Below are 19,612 nucleotides of genomic sequence, written 5' to 3'. Positions count from 1 at the left end.
ACCTAGATGCATTCATTTTCATTTTTCTGGTTAATGCTGCTGGCTTCCATTGTAGCGATGCTAGGACGGTTTGTAAAAATTCCGTATACGATTGCACTGGTGTTAACCGGTTTGGTGGTGGGTTACTTTGGCTTATTACCCGGGGTGTACTTGGAGCCCCATATCTTGTTTGCTATCTTTTTGCCGCCGTTATTGTTTGAAGCCGGTATTAATATTCATTTCCGGCCCTTGCAGCGGCAGTGGAAAATCATCGGCGTCTTAGCCATTTTCGGGACAGTTATTTCTACTGTGCTTGTGGGCTATGGCATGCACTACTTGTTAGGGCTGCCTATTTTGGTGGCTTTGCTATTCGGGGCCATGATTTCGCCGACTGATCCGATCTCGGTATTGGCTTTGTTTAAGCGGCTGGGGGTGAATGAGCGGCTGTCGATGATTGTCGAAGCGGAGAGTTTGTTCAATGACGGCATCGCAGTAGTCTTGTTCGGGGTACTCCAAAGCGTATTGGTGACCAGCGCATTTTCGTTATCCCAGAGCCTCGTTTCCTTTGTCGTCACAGTTTGTGGCGGGGCTGTTATCGGGATACTTGTTGGCGCGGTAGCGTCACGCATTACGCAAGAGTTTGATGATCACCTGTTGGAAATTACCCTGACCACCGTGGTGGCGTATGGTTCCTATCTGGCAGCGGAAAGCGTGCACGTATCGGGGGTTATCGCTGTGGTTGCCGCCAGCCTGGTCGTGGGCAACTATGGCTTGCCGCAAGGCATGACCCCGGCTTCGCGCATGGCGGTGCTGTCGTTTTGGGAATATGCAGCCTTTGCGGTCAACTCGATGGTGTTTTTACTGGTCGGCTTAGAGATTACGGTCATGCCGGTGGCGGACAGCCTGCTGCCGGTCCTTGTCGCTGCCGCCGTTGTCCTGGCGGCGAGAGCCCTTTCCGTGTATAGTCTTTCGGCCTTATTGTCTGCCGCCGGGCAGGTTATTCCCAGCCGGTGGCGGCATGTACTGGTCTGGAGCGGGTTAAGAGGGGCGTTATCCATGGCGATGGTACTGGGGATTAGCCCGGCTGTGCCGGAACGGGACATACTTATTCCGGTAATTTTTGGCGTAGTCTTGCTTTCTTTAGTGGGGCAGGGGCTGACCATTGAGCCGCTGGTTGCCAAACTGGGATTGAGCCGGAAACAAAGTGATTTAGAAGCCTATCACTTATTATTGGGCGAAAATATGTCGCTGCGCGTGGCGGTGGAGGAGCTGGACCGCAATGTGCGGCAGGGGGCCATCTCCCAATCGGTTCGCGATGAAATGGCCGAGCAGATCGCCGTAAAGCAGCAGGCAATTGAACAAAGGATCGCCAGGCTTCATATGTCGGATGAAAACATCGCTGCCGATGAACAGAAAAAAGCTGAGCGCATTGTCTTACTCGCGCAAAAAACGGCCTTCCATAATGCGGCGCGCAGCGGGATTATGGAATGGAGTGCGGCCGCAAAACTGATAAGCCAGCTGGAAACAGAGCAAGAAATGAGAGCAGATCAGATTCACGATGCAGAGGGAGGTTCGCGCAGCTCATGACGCAATGGCCGGATAAAGAAGGACAAAAAACGATCTATAACAATGTTTTGGGGGATGCCAGCCCGGACCGTTATTTTTTCGGGATGGTGGTACTATCCTGTACGGTAGCTACTTACGGATTATTGTCCAACAGCACGGCTGTCGTAATCGGGGCCATGCTGATCGCTCCCCTGATGGGCCCCATTCTGGGCGGGGCGCTGGCAGTGGCGACCAACAGCAATCCGCTGTTAAAAATGTCGGCCAAGGCGGAGGCGTTAGGCGCGGTTACGGCGGTTGTCCTGGCGGCGCTGTTAACACTGGTGCTGCCGAGCGCGGAATTAACACCGGAAGTCCTGGCGCGAACCACGCCGACCATATTGGACCTAGTGGTTGCCTTGGCTTCCGGTGCGGCCGGAACGTACGCCATGTGTGTGAAGCCGCAGGGCGCTACCCTGCCGGGGGTTGCCATTGCCACCGCCTTGATGCCTCCCTTGTGCGTAGTGGGCATCGGGCTGGCGAAGCAAAGTTTTTCCGTGGTCAGCGGCGCCTTTTTGCTGTTTTTAGCGAATATGATTGCCATTAATGTGGCGGCTATCGCTATGTTTGAATTGGCGGGATTCTCCCGTGACAGTTGTCATGACGGCGCCTGTAAAACAGGTGAAGCCAAGAAAACCACCTACCGGATGTTGTACCCGGTGGTGCTCTTGATTGTCATTTCCATACCATTGGCCTTTATCATGTATAAAACGTATAGTCATGCCAACATTGAAAAAGTTATTAAAACATCGCTCATCGAATCTTTGGATGTGATTGCGCCGCATTCGACGCTGATTTCAGCAGACTACCGGGAACAGGACAACCGCTATGAGATTGATGCCGCTTTTCGCACGACGAAAATTATCGTGCCGGAAAATATCCGGCAAATGGAAAATTTGCTGGAATTACGGCTGGGAAAACCGGTAGGCGTTAGCGCCGATGTGGTCCTGGTGCAAAAAGTCAATGACAAGACCAATATCGATACCTTCCAGGCGTTACTGCCGAAAGTAAAAGAAAAGGAAATTGTCGAAGTGGTAAAAAGCAGTACCCCGGAGGAAGTCATTGATACCGTTTTACAGGAAAAACTGTCTTTGCTGCCTAATGCAAAATTAGAGGACTACACGTTAGAGTACCGCAAAGGCGAAGGAACCTATAAGGTTACGGTGAAAATTTCCAGTGCATCTCCGGTAGACGACAAGTTAAGTAAAACCATTCAAAATATTCTTGAGGAGAGGCTAAAGCGGCGGGTCGAAGTTAACATCGAGAGCAAAGCAATACAAAATAATCCTGCCGCACCACAAAAATCTAATGGTAGCCTTTTGTATGAAGAGCCGAAATAGAGAGGGGAAGAGTAATTATGCATCATGTTTCCTGTGATCAATATCCGGCGGTTGGGTGGCTGATTAAGGAAGCTTTGGATATTAACCGGATAATCCACCGTTCCTATTTGCTTACATCCGATCAGGGGCGAATTAATGTTTACTACCATATGGAAACGTTTATTCTTGAATGCGATACCAATGGCGATCATAATCCCAATGAATATTTTTTCTTTAAACAGGCAGAGAAGGAAGAGATTTATAAAATGCTGGAACAGTTGTTGCGGCGTTTGGAAGTTGAGAACCCGCAACAAATAATTTCGCTCACGGAAGATACACTACGTTTTGTGAGTACAGACTTTTCGGCGTAGCAGAGGGAAATGCGTGCGGTGGATGTTCAATTGACTCTGCCAAAAAGCAGTAAGCCGCTGCAAGCACGCGAAGCAGGAAGCTCTCTAGCCTTAGAAGCGGACCGGTAAGGGCTGGTGGGGCAGCGGTTGGCATCAGTAAAAATCATTAGGGTTTATATGTTGTATATTGACATAATTTGTTGAATGTTGTTAAATAAGAGTAGTAGGCAAACCTTCTGAAAAGTGGGGGCGCAAAACTATGGGTCTAAAGACTTGCGCGTCTATGACTGCCAGGTTGCATCAGATGTTTTATATGCTGAGGTAACCTGGCAGTTATTGTTTTATTGGGCTTACATACCCGGTTGAACTATCCGCTTCAGCAATAGGATCTGTGATAACTAACGAGGAGGGGTTTGGCATGAATGAGTTTCGAAATGCAATTGAATCGGCTCCCAAGTATCAACTATTGATGCCTCTCGACAGCTGCATCATGATTTGTAATGCTGAAGGAATAATCGTCAAATTTTTACCGGCAAAAACCTTTGACATGGGCGTTAGGGAAGGGAATAGAATAGCAGCCGGCGGCTCGCTGGACCAATGTTTAAAAACGCAAAAAGCAATACATACGACGTTGAAAAAAGAATTGTATGGCGTTGCCATAAAGGCAATTGCCGTACCGATTATGGAAGATGGCAAGCTGGCAGGGGCCATGGCAACCGGGACAAGCTTGGAGACACAACAAATATTGCATGAATCGGCGCAAACCATTGCCGCTACCGCCGAGCAAATGACGGCTACCTCCGAGGAGTTAGCGGCAACGGCCACGCAGCTTGCGCAAGACTTGGACGGTATCAAGGGCCGGGGGGAGCACGTCTTAGCAGAAATAAAAAAAACGGACGATATATTGCGGTTTGTTAGCGAGGTGGCCGCCAACTCTAACCTGCTGGGGTTAAATGCGGCTATCGAAGCGGCCAGAGCAGGCGAGCACGGGCGCGGCTTTGCGGTCGTTGCCGAAGAAATTCGCAAAATGGCTGATAACAGTGCCAAAGCGGTACAGGATATCAAGGCTATCCTGAATAGCATTAACTCAGACACAAAAATAATAGTGGAGCAGATCATTTCGACTGCGCAACTCGGTGAGCGCCAGGCGGCAGCGACTGAGGAAATCTCAGCGTCCATGCAGCAACTGGCGTCGTCAGCGTCGGATGTCGAAAAGATTGCGGAGATAATTTAATACTCATAAACAATCAGCCCTAAGCTTTTTGCTTAGGGCTGATTGTTTATAAGTAGAAGCCGGGAAGGCGGAAGCCTCTTGTGTCAGGATACAAGGATTACACTGTTTTTTATTTGCTTAGCCTTGTATAATGCTTCATCTGCCTGAATTAGAGCGGCATCGCAGTTAGTCTCTTTTTCTAGGTAAAGCAGCCCGATACTAATTGTTACATCATGGGTGGCAAACTTGGTTTCTGCTTCTTTTCGTATTCGCTCCGCCATCATGTTTCCGTCCTCGGCAGTAGCGCCGGGAAGCAGGATAGAAAACTCATCGCCTCCCCAGCGGGCGACAGTATCAACCGCTCTCGTGTTTGCTCTAAAAGTGTCTGCTAAAGCAATGAGCATTTGATCTCCTACTTTATGCCCATAGCGGTCATTTACTTTTTTGAAATCATCCACGTCAACCATTGCAATACATAACGGGATTCTATTCCGTTTTAAGTGTTCGATTTCTAAGTTCAGTTGCCTATTGAAATAGCGGCGATTGCGCAAATTGGTTAATGGATCGGTATTGGCATTTTCGTGCAACCTTTTTAGCAAAATTCCATAAAGCAGCCCTAGCAATGAAAAGATAAAGCTTGGTATAACCCAAGTAAACCGATGGTACTCCGGCCATAGTGTAGTCAAAATAGTGTCGCTGGTAAAGTCGAAAACACCTAGTAAAATTCCGAATATGCAAAAAATCAAGGGGGCATATTGATAGAAGAATAGACGATGCACCCATTCACCCGCTTTCTTCCTACAAACAGTATAGTATCCTTATTATTGTCAGTCTATTAGAGTTTTGTCAAGATAAGCGGAAAGGTAACAAGTTTGAAACGTTTAAGAGAAAAATGGTAAATGCAGCTGGTATTAATATATCACCGCCTACTGTCGTACGAGTGGAGGCATGCTTTTTTATCGTAGATACTAATTGTGCTGATGCTGCGTAGTTTTGGATTTAGGTATTATCACAGCCATTTAAAGAGATGGGGGGTACAATACAGAAGCTCTTGGGGCAGGCTGTCAAAGGCTTGCTCGGCGCTGCAGCGCCAATGCGCCCCTCGTCAGTCCTGCATAATTCGGCTAGCGAAAAAGAAAACCGCTTTTTTGAGCCTCATTGATCGGGCTACTCCGCTCAATGGCCATAGGGAACGGATACCGCTCTATGGCTGCTCGTCCGCTCCTTGCGGCGTTCCGCTGTCGCTACACTCTCCTCATCCGCTCCCGTTCCGCCACCGCTGCCGCTTAGAGCCGTATCCTGCCGGGCGGATGTTCGTTAGTCTGGGGAGGGGACGCAGACCGGAGCACTCCCTGCCGCTCGCGTCCGGACTGCCGGGGAAACGGGGTTACGTCGGCTGTCCCCGCATTCTGCGCGGGGCCCCGGCAGGCCACTCCGGCCGGACCGCCCGCAAAACCACCGGCCGACCCAGCCGGGCGCCCCGCCGGTCGCCGGGAGCGAAAAACAAGGCACGCAGCCCGGAGGACGGAGGCAGCCAACCGCTTCACCGGGCCACCTGCCGCCACTCGCCTGGCCGGGTAATAGCAGCCGTTCGTTCCCTGCCGCGGCCGCGCCCGTCCCGCCCCGTGGACACGAAAAGCATGTGTCCACTCTCCGTCCTCCCTTCCCCCCGAGCCCCCTATCCCACCTGAATGGCGTTGCCGTCCAAGCGGTGGGCCGCAATTGAAATTCGGGGGGAAGGGAGGACTACGGGCGCCCTGTCGGGAAGGACTACCCCCCAAACCCCCCGCTAAGGAGCGGCCGAACAAATTGGGGGGTACGCGGCCGCGGCAGGGCCCTTCACTAGTCGGGAGGCAATCAGACGGCGGCGGCGCCAGACGGCCCGGTTTCGCTTTAGGGAACCCACCCCCTGACCCCCTCCCGGCGAACAAACGGGAGGGGGAAGCCGCAGCCCGGTGTCTACAGCCCAAAAGACGGCTTACCATGAGCAGCCACGAAAAGCGTGTGGCCGCACATCGTAAGCCTGCCGGGATGCGCTTGCAGGCTAGGGGAGCGCACCGGCCACGGCGGCCAAACCCACGCCGCCGCGCCCCGTGCGACGAGCCTGCCGGCAGCAAGGGAGCCGCGAACTGCGCGGCGGGGAAAATAAAAAGACCGCCTTCGTGTTGTGAAGGCGGCGCAGTGATCCTGATTAAAGCTAAAATTTTCCTGTTCGCTCTGGCAGAATATGCTATAATAAGCGTAAGGTTGTCAAGGGAGCGGTTGGCCACACCCTTTTTGAAAGGGGGTGGTATGATGACAATATTTGAAGCAATGTATCTGATGATAGCATTTGCAACACTTGTTGTTTTAATCATAAAGCAGAAATAACCGCCCCTAGCCAAGGACTGCGGTTATTTCCTAAATAATCAAAACCGAGGCTAACCGTTTCCGGTTAGACAACCTATGGGGCTGGCGTGCTTGCAACACGTCAGTCCTTTTCTTATATTATACCCATTGGAATAAAAATATGCAACCGGTCAGGAAAAAATCCTGTCTGCGCGGTTCAGTTTACTTGCAATTCGCTAGAAATGAGCTATAATTAAAACTAGGTGGAAATTAAAAAGTCGCCGCGACCTGAAAGTGGTGGAACACTTCCGGGCCCGCGCAGGTAAACACACTACCTACACGTAACAGCTAAGCTGTCCGCGACGACATTTCTATTATACAATGCTCTCCGCTTGAAAACAAGCGGGGCACGGTGTGTAACGGAGATGTTGGCAAGGGAGCGGGCTGTGCGACTTCATGCAGCAGATGATTGAGCCTATTCCCGATAAACTGTCAACGGAAAGGCAAGCGTTCGCTTACATATTTTGCTGACTGCTTTTCTGTTGAAGGCCGGTTCTGTCCCGGCATGTTGGTATTGGGACTTAGCAAACAACGAAGCAAAGCGCATGTGTAGGGTATAAAAACCTCGCATGCGCTTTTTAATTTCCCCTATAAAAAAGCTGATTGGTAAGTACCTGGCTATTACCGAGGTTCTTGCTGCAGCTTGCGATAGGGGAGATATATTTGACTAGTGAAAGGGAAACCTCACGTATCCTGACTGTCTATTATACATACCTCAATGGCAAAGATCGGCGGCCGCTCATCAGGTTGCAAGGCAAATGGCTACAGGCCCTTGGCTTTCAGAGCGGTGATAAAGTTGTGATCGAAGAACACAGCGGGGCTTTGCTCATAAAAGCTGTGACCGATGAAATGACCGTAAAAGAAAAGGCGAGGTCTAGCCGCTGAAACGCCCCGCCGCCGGTCTTTTCATGGTATCACACCGGTCAAGGCTGTGCCTGCTCCGCTGCGCTGCGCCCCTGCGGGTGACACGGTGTGCCGCGTCAAAATGTTAGCACAATAGGACGATTTACTCCCGCGCTCTTTTGGAGAGTGACGGCGGCGGGGAAGCGCTGACGATGAGCGGGAGGTGTGGGGTATGTGGGACTATCTGGTGAGACGGTGGCGGGTGGAGGCCGCGCTGTGGGCTTGCTACTGGAACGCGCTGGACCGGGATGATCGAACGAGCATCCGGTACTGCGCCGATCACAGCTTGCTGCTGTCGGCCTTCTGGCTGGTGATGCTGGTCGGTGGGCTGATGGCTTTTGGGGTGGTTGTACAATTCCTGCAGGGAGGCTGCCGGTAATGTCGGCGGCTTTTTTTGCGGCAGTAGCCTGTATTAGCCAGGCAAAAAAAAAGACCACCACAGCACGGTAGTGGAAGATGGCAGACCTGCCAGAATGTTCACGGTCAGAAGACACTTGCGAAGTTGCCCAGACTGTGCTATACTAGCAAAGCGTCCGGTGAGCGGCTCCCAAAACGGAGCAGGAAGCGTAAGCTCACCAGCACCCAGCTGTTACCTGTACTACAACAACCGTACAACAACGCGGTGAAAAAGTTCTGTGACGGTCTGTGATGAAAATCCAGCATTATCAAGCATTCATGACATTTTGAAAACGAAAAATGATGGCGAAATTTGACTACGAATCAAAAGGTCGCAGGTTCGAATCCTGCCGGGGTCGCCATAGATATTTCAAGGGTTTTACGATACTTTCGTAAAGCCTTTTTTGTCGTTTTTATAGCAATTTGACAACAACCGTGACAACAACGCGGTCGAATTGCTTTTTGTAATTTTTCATTGCAGTGGTGTTTCATGGTCGGTCGGGGGCAGCCGGTACGTACGGTTCTGTGGGAGGTCGGCTGACCCAATAAGGGGCAGCCTCCTACCCGATTATGCTTTTTTTCTTTCAAGATTACTCTGGCAATAAGAGTGGTAATTCTTTTTCCAGCGTATTATGTCGTTCATGCTGGTATGTCTCTTCGTAATTTATTCGCTGCCCATCGCCTTGTCGAGCCGGGCCTTGCTGATGTTATAGTCAAATAATGAGTTAGTATAGTTGGTTTTTGCTTGGTTGAGTGCCAGTTCGGCGTCCATAACATCTAAATTGGTACTGACACCGGCACTATAAGCTCTTTGCGCAATATCAAAATTCACACTGGCTTCTTGAACCGCTACCTTGTTGGTACTTATTCGCTTTTCTGCTTCTTTCATACTCAAATAAGCATCGCTGATTTCCAAGGAAATGTTATCCTGCATTTGTTGCGCTTGTTTCCGTGCGGCCAACTCGCCTGATTGCGCCTGCCTGATTTTGGCGTTGGTATTTCCGGAGTCAAACAGGTTAAATTGGGTTATCAACATAGCGGTCCAATCTCTGTTCGCCGTGCCTGCAAAGTCGTCATTATCCCAGGCCATGGTTCCGGTCAGCATAACCTTGGGATGTTGTCCGCTTTGGGCAATTTTGATTTGCGCTTCTTCCTTCTTGATGTTTGCCTGCTGTTGAGCCATCTCCGGACGATGCGCCAATCCATAGGCGGTAACGTCGTCAAGAGCCAAAGCATATTCTTGATAGATGAGCGGTTCTGTCAGCGTAATTTCGCTGCGTAAGGCTAAGCCCATCGTTTTATTTAGGCTGTAGACGGCTAAATCATAATCGTTTTGCGCTTTTACTAAATCATTTTCCGCATTTGCCAGCCGGACCTTGGTTTGCAGTATGTCATGCCAGGGTGCCACGCCGGTATCGTACATTTGCCGGACACGATTAAGATGAGCGCTAAAATCATTTACCGTTTGTTTGGCGATTTCTAACAAGGTCTGGTTTTGCAGTACTTTGTAATAAGCGTTACTAGCCTCCAGCTTGAGCTGCTGTTTGGTAGCTGTAATCTCAAGCTGCGACACCTTGTGACTAAGTTTCGCTTGTTCAATCGTGTTTTCTACTTTACCACCGGTATAGAGTGGAATACTGGCGATAATCTGGTTGCTGAAATAGTTATAGGGAGAGACTGCTTCCGGGGAGGGTGACCATGTGGGCGGGGAATTTGAACGCATATCCGTATGGGTATAATCTAGGGATAGGTTTTTATTGGCTTGAGCCTCTTTCAGCGCCCAAACTGACTGTTCTTGGCGTGCTTCCACAATTTGCAATGCCGGATTATTCTTATACGTCAGAGCGATACTCTCATCAAGTGAGAGCTCCAGCGGCGCTGCCAGGGCGGTTTGGCAAAATATAACGAAAGCGGTAGCCGTCACAACGACTGTATTAACGAGAATAGATGGTGATTTCACGGTTTCTCCTTTCGATTGGATTATTTTAAGTTTATATTGTTTTGCCCGCGATCTTTAGATAAGCAGCACAGTGACAGGGCAATGCGGCGTTTAAAGTCAAACAGCACGCTTGCAGGCGCGCTGTTTGACTTGGAATGATCCCGGAAACGAATCTAAGCTACGTTACTTAGTGCTGAAATGATTATAGACCGGGTCGGTATAGCTGCAGCGGTGGCTTACTTCCTTGATTACTATACCATGGGTTATATCAATTAGTTGGGTATGAGCAATCGTTTCTTTTCCGGTGCCGGTAATCCAAGAGTGTGCGCGGAATCCCCACTCTGGATATTCCCGGTCATAGGTGACAGGAACCTGTTTTTCGGGATAGGCCCGAGGCCCGTCGCCATTATTGGCGAAGCACATGCCAGAACTTAAACCTGCTATCATGGTCGCCATTAGGAACGCAAATAAGGTTTTTCTCATTATATTTCAACTCCTTTGAGGTATTGAGGCAACTTACTTTAATAACATTCTGATGCTGATACTAAAACGGGGGTGGGCGGGGATAGAGAACGTGGCAAAATGACAATTTTCTTGTTACGGGAACACGGTCATTATAAATTTTGGTAATCACTCCATTCTTTTGGACAGGTACATGTATCAGCCGGGCCGGAATCAAACCCATTCTATTTCGCGATTACGCCTGTCCATTTATTATTCTTAGTACCGGCAAAGCCGGTATCATCTGGCAATTGCAAAATTAGCAATAAACCAAGCAAATTCTATCATTACGCTGCATTCGCCGCTGTTGGCTGATCATATATAGGGAAAAGACTGCTGCAGTTTTAGTAGAGATAAAGATTATTTGATAATCAAAACAGGACAAGGGGAATGCTGGACGACGTATGTGCTGACACTTCCCAAAAGCAAACCGGAAATCGTTCCTAATCCCCGGCTACCAATGACGATGACATCATAGCCATGTTGTGCGGCAAAATCGGTAATCAGAAGGCGCGGTTCGCCAACTTCGTTGTGTGTTTGAACGAGTATGCCTTCCGGAACTTGTTTGATCGCTTCTGCCAGAATTGCTTTAGCAAAGTTTACGGGATCTGTAGATGCGTTTGGCGGGATTTTAGCTCCCTTGACTTGGTCATATAAAGGGACTTGCTGCGATAAAACTGATACGTAAAGAATCCCGATTTCGGCAGCAAAGGAACGGGCTAACGCTACTGCATGAGACAATGCCTAGCGGGAATGGACAGAACCGTCTACGGGGACTAAAATCTTTTTATACAAAACCTCCATGATAAGCAACTCCTTATAAAAATGTATCGGTGATCTAACAAACTAAAGAAGTTCGCTGGCTTCCAGCAATTGCGCAATTTGCTTCATGCTACTGAGACAATGACTTTCCGGTATCATTTAAAGAATTGTTTTTGGTACCGTCAGCTGGCTGTGCCTTATACCAGGTAGCATACATAACCGGCAGCACCAGCAAAGTCAGGATGGTTGCTCCCAGTAAACCGCCGGCGATGGCAATCGCCATGGAGCCCCACAAAGTACTGGGTACCAGCGGAATCATGCCTAAAATAGCGGCTGCGGCTGTTAGCATAATAGGGCGGAAGCGGCTGATTGTCGCTGACACAATAGCGTCCCATAGCGAGTCGCCGGCCACCAGATGTTGTTCAATCTGGTCCATCAATATAACGGTATTGCGCATAATAATACCGAACAAGGCCAGAATCCCCAATTGGACCACAAATCCCATAGGACTTCCGGTGAGCAGGAGACTGATGGATACACCGATAATACCCAGCGGCGCTGTTAAGAGGGTTAATAGCATTTTTGGTATGCTTTGCAGCTGCATCATGAGCAGAATCATAATGATAAGCATCATGGCTGGGATGGGTTCCGCCAGGAACTTGCTGCTTTTAATGCTGCGTTCCGTTGCACCGTCAAATTCAATGAAATAGCCGGCTGGCAGATCACTTCTGAGTTCCTGGAGGCTGCCGTAAACTTGCTTGGTCACGTCCGAGCCGGTAAGTTTAGACGTGGGATTCAGTTCCGCCTGTACCATAATCATGGGTAGCAGGTCGCGCCGGTAAATTAAGCCTTCTTCGGCGTCATAACGGATGGTGGCGATTTGGTCGAGCGGGACATATTTGCCGTTGCCGATATGGATGTTGAGGTCTTTTAGCCGTTCCGGGTTATTACGGTCCGCTTCCGCAAACCGGAGAACCATGCTGACGGTTTTATCATGCTCACGAAATTCGGTAATAGGTGTTCCGGACAACTGGGTTTGGAGCGATGCGGCCAATTCATGGGAACTGAGTCCGAGGGCTTTTGCTTTTGCCTGGTCAATCTCCAAGTGCATCACTTTGCTTTTCTCATTCCAGTTGAGGTTTACGTTTTGTGTAGCCGGATGGGCGGCCATGACGGCGCGAACTTGTTCAGCGATTTCACGAGCTTTTTCATGGTCAGGGCCTTTTACCCGCAGCATCACCGGATAATCGGGTCCCGTTCCGGTGAACAATAACTTTATATGTCCCCGAACACCTGTAAATTCGGTGTTTAATAATTGCTCGGCTTTTTGGGCCAGTGTATTACGGGCCTGAACATCCTTGGCCACTATAATGAATTCAGCAAAATTCGATTTATTGAAGGTTGGTTCAAAACTGAGCACAAAGCGGGGAGCTCCTTCACCTACATGATAGGTGTAATAGGAAATATTCGGATCGCCGTCCAATTCTTTAGCAAACTGGCGGGCTACTTCTGTAGTGTTGGTCAGGGAAGCTCCTTCCTGTAATTTGAGCTGGATGATGAGCTCCGGACGGCTGGAAGCAGGAAAGAATTCCTGTTTGACCAATCCCAGGAGAAAGATAGAGCCAATAAATGCGGCGGCAGTAGCTGTTAGTACGGTTTTGCGGTGACGCATGCACCACAGTAACAAGCGTTTAAATCGCCGGTAAAACGGGGTGTCATAAAGGCCATGGTGCGCATTGCTTTCACCGGTTGTTTGCTGGGCCGGTTTTATTTTAATAAACTGGTAACCGAGCAAAGGCGTGACTGCTCCGGCAACCAGCCAGGAAGCAATGAGGGCGAAGAATATAACCCAAAAGAGATCGACGCAAAACTCGGCGGCGAGCCCTTTGGAAAAACCGATGGGAATAAAGCCCGCGCAGGTTATTAACGCGCCGGTCAAACGGGGATAGGCGGTAGAGGTATAGGAAAAACAAGCAGCGTCGAAGCGGCTCCAGCCTTGCTCCAGCTTGACGATCGTCATTTCCGTGGCGATGATGGCATCATCGACCAACAAACCTAACGCAATGATGAGAGCCCCCAGCGAGATGCTCTGCAGGGCGATGCCTGTCAGGTACATTAAGGTAAAGGTAATGGCAATGACCAAAGGAATGGTTAGGGCCACGACCACGCCGGACCGCATACCCAGACTGGCAAAGCTTACGATTAAGACGATGACGATCGCTTCGACCAGGGATTCAACAAATTCGCCGATAGAGGATTCCACAACTTTCGGCTGATTGACAGTTTGATTGATCTCCAGCCCGGCCGGCAGTTCTTGTTTTATTTGGGAGAGAGTACTATCAAGATTTTTGCCCAGTGTCAGAATGTTGCCGCCCGGTTCCATCGCCAGCGCAATGCCGACGGCCGGCTGACCATTATAGAACATTTTCGGGTCGGATGGTTCGGCATAGGCGCGAGTCACCCTGGCTATGTCTCCCAGACGAAAGGTGTGGCCACCAGCCTGAATGGGCGTAGTGCGGATGTCTTCCAGATTTTCAAACATCCCGGTAATTCGTAAGTAAGCATTGTCCGATGCCGTTTCCAGCATGCCGGCGGCGGCCATGGCATTTTGCTCCTTTAAGGCGGCTGTAATTACGGACGGATCAAGACCTAAACGGGCCAGTTTGCTATTTTCGATTTCAATGTAGATTTTTTCGGTTTGCACCCCCAGAAGCTGGACTTTGCTCACGCTGGGAACGCTTAAGAGAATGCGGCGGATTTTTTCGGCTTTTTCCCGCATTTCCTCGTAGGTAAACCCATCACCGGTCAGCGTATAGATTACACCGTATACTTCATCGAACCGGTCATTGAAGCTGGGTTGTGAAACGCCTTCCGGGAAGGTTCCTTTGATATCATTAACCATATTGCGGGCTTCCACCCATCTGGCCCGAAGCTCCTTGGCGGGTACCTGATCTTTGAGATTGACGTAAATTACCGTACGTCCCGGTGTAGAGTAACTTTTCAGATAGTCAAGCCCAGGCAGGTCCTGCAGTTTCTTTTCAATTTTATCCGTAACCTGCTCTTCCATCTGGCTGGCGGTGGCTCCTGACCAGGCAACGCTGACAATCATTTGTTTAATGGCGAAATCCGGGTCTTCCATGCGTCCCACATTCTTGTAGGAGAAGAGGCCGGCCACAAAAAAGAGGAAGACAAAGAAATAAATGAATTGTTTGTGGTTTAATGACCAGGCGGTAAGGTTAAAATGGCTCACAGGGCATCACCGGTTGTTTTTACCCTCTGTCCTTCTGTCAATTTATGAACGCCGGCGCTGACAATCCGGTCGCCTGGCTGCAGTCCGGCCAGCACCTGGATCGTGCCATTACCGAAGGGCCCGGTTTGGATGGCGCGTAGTGTCAGGATATTGTCGTTCACAACCCAGACTGCGGGTGTATCGCCAGTCTGATAGAGTGCAGACAGTGGAATGGAAAATGCAGGTTGGGCAGTGCCGCCGGCTAAGGAAACGGTGGCCGTCATACCCAGTTTGACAGATGGCGGCGGATTGAGCAGGCTGACGCGCACTTTGAAGGTACGGGTTGCCGGGTCAGCCATGGGCGCGATTTCCCGCACCTTGCCGTTCAGTGTCACGTTTGGTAAAGCCCAGAAAGTCACCTGGAGCTGTCCGGCGGACTTTAGTTCTTCCAGCCGGTTTTCGGGGACGCTGATTTCAATTTCCCGCTCTCCGTCCTGGACAACGGTGACAACCGCCTGGCCGGCGCTGACAACCTGACCGGCCTCAGCGGTGATCGCCGACACAACTCCTGACTGATCGGCTGTCAACAAAGTGTAATCCAGCTGATTGGCGCCCTGCGTATATTGGGCTGCCGCCTGCTGCACCGCTGCCGCCGCGGCATCATAGGCATTGACGTACTGGTCATACTGAGCATGGCTGATTGCGCCGCTGTCCAGTAATTGCCGGTAGCGGCTCAAATTGCTTTCCGCCAGTCTAAGTTGTGATTGGGCGGAATATACCTGGGCAGAATTACTGCTTACCGTCTGCTGAATGTCTTTCGCATCCATCTGCATCAGCACATCGCCGGCATTGACTATGCTGCCTAGCTGCACATTGCGTTTGATTACTTTGCCGGTGACCTGGAAAGCCAACTGGCTTTCATAGCGGCCACGCACTTCCCCCGCATAGGTGTAACCCTGTCCGGTATTAGCTGCCTGAATGAGCTGGGTGCGGACCACGGGGAGGCTTTCCGGTCTTATTGGTGCTTTTGCGAAATGTGTTTTTGCCATGACCCCGATCAGTAGGCAGCCTACCGCTAAGGCGGCCAGGGCATAGTAGCGTTTTTTTCGGCTGAGCTTCAGTCGCATGTTGAACATAGAAACACTCCTTATCGTATACAATCCGTTTTTCCAGAAGAGATTTACGGTGCGCGCCGGGCGATGCCAAACAACAGCATGTCCAATAACTCAGCTAGAGAGGGGGGAGCCTGACGAAAGGGGTCGAGAAGCATTCCGTCAGCCATGATTTGCACTAGCTTGGTATCGACAGGGCGCAGCTGGCCGCTGGCGATGCCCGAATTAATGGCGGTTGCAATTCTCTGCCACTGACTCTCGCGCAGCTCCATGATGCTGCCCCATTCCTCCGGGTAATGCCGTTTTAAATCAAACAGAGCGTTCTGGCTGAAAGCGGTGAATAATTCACGGTACGCAGCGAGTAAATCTTGGAGTTCGCCGGGAAGTGAACGATAAGAGAATGAGAGAGGCGGTTGCCTGATTCTGGTCCGTATGAAACTGACAAGCTGTCTGACTAACTCCGCCTTACTGCTGAAATGGGGGGACAGGCTGCTGGGCGGGACAGACAGGCGAGCCGCCAACTGGTCCATCGTCAGGGTATTTCCATACTGATTAAAAGCCGTCAGGGCTATTGTTAAGATTTGCTGACGCATGGGTGCATGCTGTGGCACAGGAAGCTTCCTCCTTTAGTAAAGTAAGTAGAATAAGATTGATTGCAGGCCAAGAATAGCAGAAAGCTACTAAACATTCTCAATTGATCTGCAACAAAATAAAGATAAATCATTGGCAGAGAAGCCTGGGTGAAGCAGCAGGCATTTATAAAAAAGATTAACCAGGTGAACGATAGCTTAAAAGATACGGATGTCGATCGCCTACTTTCGCAAAGGATATCCTTGTTGCTGAAGTATTACATTTTTAGCTATTATAGGGAAGTTACCTCGATGGATAGTTTCGTATTCTTAATAAAATGTCAGGGTAGATTATTTGTGACCATAATGTACACCAGGTGAACGATTGATTACTACAGGCAATGAAAAATGAACGGGCGAGGCCAATCAGACAACATTGCTGCGTGACGTCGTATTCTGATCAGGGGATTCGGGAAGACCCGAGGGGTTTCGTTTGGCTTGACAATCCTTACAGTATCCATATATATACAGACGATAATCCTGAACTGAAAAATCTGTCTTAGCATCCATAGCGGTATCCAATGTATCCGCCAGGCTTCCTTTGATTTCAATAACCTTACCACAGGCATTGCAAATAAGGTGATGATGGTGGAGTGGGTACAGTTCATAACGCTGGCATCCATCGCCCAAATCGAGCTTTTGCACAACAGCCAGGATACTGAACAATTCCATGGTCCGGTAGACAGTAGACAGGCCGATTTTTGGATATTGCTCATGGACAATTCCATAGATATCTTCGGCACTAAGATGGTGACCTGTATAACTGTTGAGCGTGTGAAAAATAATCTCTCTCTGCCGGGTCAATTTATATCTGCCATCAAGTTTTTCCCGTAATTCAGAAGTATTCACTAGTAAACCTTCCTTTCTCCAGATTGGTTTTGGCTAAGAGGGAATGAGTGTTGTAGTTCGGCATCAGAGCATAGTGAAGTGCATGCTTGGCTTCGATGATAAGTCGTTGGGGAAGTCGGATAGGAAGGGTTTTAATGCGAAGCAGTTTATTTTTTCTAAAAAGGTTAACTAGGTGAACGATAATGGAAAACAATATGAACGCCGATGGAGAAGGAATATCTGCCGGCATTTGTTGCTAAACATCTCGTTATTTTAATATGGCTAATAGGGTAAACTATAAAGCGAATTTTTTATTCCTGCTGCTCCGTGTGGTCAATATACTGCTCCAGTTCTTGCAGGAGATCGCTGAGAAACAAATATTCTTCCGGCGTTAATGAATTGATTTTTTTCATAATACCGCTGTCAAAGGTTTCGTGAAATTCGAAGTGATGTTGAATGGCGATACGACCTTTGTCTGTCAACTCCAAAAGAATATTTTTTTTATTGCCGGGTTCCTGATAACGGTAGACCAGATCTTTTTCGATGAGTTTATGGATGAGCTTTGGCAAGGCGCTTTTGGAAATACCCTGTCGGTCTGCCAGTTCGGTCACAGTTATGCCTGAATGTTTGCCAATCATGTCGAGGGTATGAATTTCTGATGAGTATAAGAGTCTGTCTGTGCCAAACTTATTTGGCTGTTTCATTGCCTCAAACAATTTCCTTGACAATCTGAAAAGAGATTCCAGCATTTTCTTTCTTTGTTCCGTCATTGTTTTAACCTCATGTCGTTAGTAAAATATCATGTTTGATCCTCTATGATCATATTGTACACCAGGTTAACGATTTGTCAAGCGATGCTTCTACAAAGAATGTAAAGGACCGACGAGGAGGTGGAGAGGCAAATGACGATTTCTGAAAAGTAACGAGGGATTATGATTTTGTACATAGTTGGTACCATCACAACTGCAGTGAGAATACGTAATAGTAGAGGCTGTGCTATCTGTTATTGCCATACTTTTTTTAAATACTTGCCGTCAATAAGAGGCCCGCTCCGCATCCCTGCGGGCGGCGCTGCATAATTCGGCTAACGAAAAAGAAAACCACTTTTTCGAGCCTCATTGATCGGGCTGCTCCGCTTAGTGCCGGCACAACGGATACCACTCTATGGCTGCCCGTCCGCTCCTTGCGGCGTTTCGCTGTCGCTGCACTCTCCTCATCCGCTTCCGTTCAGCCACCGCTGCGCTTAGATTCGTATCCTGCCGGGCGGCTGTTCATAGTTTGGGCAGGGGACGCAGACCGGAGCACTCCCTGACGCTCGCACCCGGACTGCGGGGAACGTCGGCTGGCCCCGCACGCTGCGCGGGGCCCCGGCAGGACCGCCCGCCAAACCACCGGCCGACCCAGTCGGGCGCCCAGCCGGCCGCCGGGAACGACAACCAAAGCACGCAGCCCGGAGAACGGGGCAGCCAACCGCTCCACCGGGCCACCTGCTGCCACTCGCCTGGCCGGGTGATAACAGCCGTTCGTGCCCTGCCGTGGCCGCGCCCGTCCCGCCCCGTGGACACCAAAAGCATGTGTCCACTCTCCGTCCTCCCTTCCCCCCGAGCCCCCCATCCCACCTGAATGGCTCTGCCGTCCAAGCTGTGGGCCGTAATTGAAATTCGAGGGGAAGGGAGGACTCCGGGCGCCCTGCGGGAAGGACTACCCCCCAACCCCCCGCTAAGGAGCGGCTAAATTAATTGGGGGGTACGCGGCCGCGGCAGGGTCCTTCACTAGCCGAGCGGTAATCAGACGGCGGCGGCACCAGACGGCCCGGCTCCGCTTCGATGGACCCACCCCCTTAATCCCCCTCCCGGCGAACAAACGGGAGGGGGAAGTCGGCAGCACATGACTGAGTACCAAATAAGACGGCTTACCATGAGCAGCCACGAAACCCCTGTGGCCGCACATCGTAAGCCTGTTTTAATTACAGTAAGCTGTCTGGCAGAGGGAGCGCACCGACCACGGCGGCCAAACCCGCGCCGTCGCGCCCCGTGCGGACGGGCCTGCCGGCAGCAAGGGAGCCGCGGACTGCGCGGCGGGAGGAATGAAAAAGCCGCCTTCGATTGGAAGGCGGCATCTAGGAATTTTGTCTCAGCTTATGAATGAATAAATGACTTATTGGGGCCACTTTATTCTGTATTTAGAACTGTCAGTTTCAAACAATTCTCCCAGCCACAATAAGGCCAATAACAGCAAAGCCATTACTGTCAAATCATATAGTTGAGGCGGTAAATGATTTACGATCAACTGCATGATCGACTGTGTTTTAGTAAAATACAGGTCAAGGCTTAATAGAAGCAGAAACTTAAAGGTAACGATTAAAAAATCTTGTTTAGCGCTAGCCCTCTTGCTACAGAGCGATTGATGCTCATTAAATATTTTAAGTTTGAAATCATTTTCTTCTTTTAGTGCCTCATTAC

17 protein-coding genes, 1 tRNA gene and 1 riboswitch are annotated in these 19,612 nt (G+C 49.9%); of the genes, 9 read left to right on the top strand and 9 right to left on the bottom strand.

Going from position 1 to position 19,612, the window contains the following annotated elements; all coding sequences use genetic code 11:
• Nucleotides 1-6: 6 nt before the first annotated feature.
• From SRRS_RS18000 to SRRS_RS17985, 4 genes are all read left to right on the top strand, one after another.
• Complete coding sequence (locus SRRS_RS18000) at nt 7-1,566, top strand: Na+/H+ antiporter (RefSeq protein ID WP_371362476.1); 1,560 nt, start codon at nt 7-9, stop codon at nt 1,564-1,566.
• On the top strand, nt 1,563-2,921 hold the full coding sequence (locus SRRS_RS17995; protein WP_371362475.1) for a TIGR00341 family protein: 1,359 nt from the start codon (nt 1,563-1,565) through the stop codon (nt 2,919-2,921). The genes SRRS_RS18000 and SRRS_RS17995 overlap by 4 nt, the downstream gene beginning before the upstream one ends.
• A 17-nt stretch (nt 2,922-2,938) precedes the next feature.
• Complete coding sequence (locus SRRS_RS17990; protein ID WP_371362473.1) at nt 2,939-3,271, top strand: hypothetical protein; 333 nt, start codon at nt 2,939-2,941, stop codon at nt 3,269-3,271.
• Between the two features lie 195 nt (nt 3,272-3,466).
• Nucleotides 3,467-3,553: riboswitch (cyclic di-GMP riboswitch) on the top strand.
• 115 nt (nt 3,554-3,668) lie between these two features.
• Nucleotides 3,669-4,484 (top strand): methyl-accepting chemotaxis protein, encoded by an 816-nt coding sequence (locus tag SRRS_RS17985; protein ID WP_371362471.1) that lies wholly within the window; start codon nt 3,669-3,671, stop codon nt 4,482-4,484.
• Nucleotides 4,485-4,567: 83 nt separating this feature from the next.
• Here SRRS_RS17985 and SRRS_RS17980 read toward each other — a convergent pair whose 3' ends face one another.
• Nucleotides 4,568-5,242, bottom strand: coding sequence for a GGDEF domain-containing protein (locus SRRS_RS17980; protein ID WP_371362470.1), 675 nt, complete (start codon nt 5,240-5,242; stop codon nt 4,568-4,570).
• Between the two features lie 1,030 nt (nt 5,243-6,272).
• Here SRRS_RS17980 and SRRS_RS17975 point away from each other — a divergent pair.
• The 4 genes from SRRS_RS17975 (at nt 6,273) to SRRS_RS17960 (ending at nt 8,512) form a co-directional block, all read left to right on the top strand.
• Complete coding sequence (locus SRRS_RS17975; RefSeq protein ID WP_371362469.1) at nt 6,273-6,833, top strand: hypothetical protein; 561 nt, start codon at nt 6,273-6,275, stop codon at nt 6,831-6,833.
• Nucleotides 6,834-7,514: 681 nt separating this feature from the next.
• The gene (locus tag SRRS_RS17970) at nt 7,515-7,736 is read left to right on the top strand and encodes a SymE family type I addiction module toxin (RefSeq protein WP_371362467.1); all 222 of its coding nucleotides are present in this window, start codon (nt 7,515-7,517) and stop codon (nt 7,734-7,736) included.
• A gap of 190 nt (nt 7,737-7,926) precedes the next feature.
• On the top strand, nt 7,927-8,133 hold the full coding sequence (locus SRRS_RS17965; protein ID WP_371362466.1) for a hypothetical protein: 207 nt from the start codon (nt 7,927-7,929) through the stop codon (nt 8,131-8,133).
• A gap of 298 nt (nt 8,134-8,431) precedes the next feature.
• Nucleotides 8,432-8,512, top strand: a tRNA-Ser gene (locus SRRS_RS17960).
• 302 nt (nt 8,513-8,814) lie between these two features.
• Here the strand turns inward: SRRS_RS17960 and SRRS_RS17955 are convergent.
• The 8 genes from SRRS_RS17955 to SRRS_RS17920 form a co-directional block, all read right to left on the bottom strand.
• Nucleotides 8,815-10,110: a TolC family protein gene (locus SRRS_RS17955; RefSeq protein WP_371362464.1), complete on the bottom strand. Its 1,296-nt coding sequence runs from the start codon at nt 10,108-10,110 to the stop codon at nt 8,815-8,817.
• 162 nt (nt 10,111-10,272) lie between these two features.
• Entirely contained in the window at nt 10,273-10,572 is a 300-nt protein-coding gene (locus SRRS_RS17950) for a hypothetical protein (protein WP_371362463.1), read from the bottom strand.
• 378 nt (nt 10,573-10,950) lie between these two features.
• Nucleotides 10,951-11,331 carry a universal stress protein gene (locus SRRS_RS17945; protein ID WP_371362462.1) on the bottom strand — a complete coding sequence of 127 codons (381 nt, stop codon included), beginning with the start codon at nt 11,329-11,331 and terminating at the stop codon, nt 10,951-10,953.
• Nucleotides 11,332-11,482: 151 nt separating this feature from the next.
• Entirely contained in the window at nt 11,483-14,602 is a 3,120-nt protein-coding gene (locus SRRS_RS17940; RefSeq protein ID WP_371362461.1) for an efflux RND transporter permease subunit, read from the bottom strand.
• Nucleotides 14,599-15,717, bottom strand: a complete 1,119-nt coding sequence (locus tag SRRS_RS17935; RefSeq protein ID WP_371362459.1) for an efflux RND transporter periplasmic adaptor subunit — start codon at nt 15,715-15,717, stop codon at nt 14,599-14,601. Before SRRS_RS17935 ends, SRRS_RS17940 begins: the two co-directional genes overlap by 4 nt.
• A gap of 44 nt (nt 15,718-15,761) precedes the next feature.
• Complete coding sequence (locus SRRS_RS17930) at nt 15,762-16,304, bottom strand: TetR/AcrR family transcriptional regulator (protein ID WP_371362457.1); 543 nt, start codon at nt 16,302-16,304, stop codon at nt 15,762-15,764.
• Nucleotides 16,305-16,688: 384 nt separating this feature from the next.
• Nucleotides 16,689-17,171 carry a Fur family transcriptional regulator gene (locus tag SRRS_RS17925; RefSeq protein WP_371362455.1) on the bottom strand — a complete coding sequence of 161 codons (483 nt, stop codon included), beginning with the start codon at nt 17,169-17,171 and terminating at the stop codon, nt 16,689-16,691.
• A gap of 290 nt (nt 17,172-17,461) precedes the next feature.
• Nucleotides 17,462-17,920 carry a MarR family winged helix-turn-helix transcriptional regulator gene (locus SRRS_RS17920; RefSeq protein WP_371362454.1) on the bottom strand — a complete coding sequence of 153 codons (459 nt, stop codon included), beginning with the start codon at nt 17,918-17,920 and terminating at the stop codon, nt 17,462-17,464.
• Nucleotides 17,921-19,037: 1,117 nt separating this feature from the next.
• Here SRRS_RS17920 and SRRS_RS17915 point away from each other — a divergent pair.
• Nucleotides 19,038-19,298 (top strand): hypothetical protein, encoded by a 261-nt coding sequence (locus SRRS_RS17915; RefSeq protein ID WP_371362452.1) that lies wholly within the window; start codon nt 19,038-19,040, stop codon nt 19,296-19,298.
• The last annotated feature ends 314 nt before the right edge of the window (nt 19,299-19,612 follow it).

This window comes from Sporomusa rhizae (assembly GCF_041428845.1).
Classification (GTDB): domain Bacteria; phylum Bacillota; class Negativicutes; order Sporomusales; family Sporomusaceae; genus Sporomusa; species Sporomusa rhizae.
This window is presented reverse-complemented; position numbering and strand designations above follow the sequence as displayed.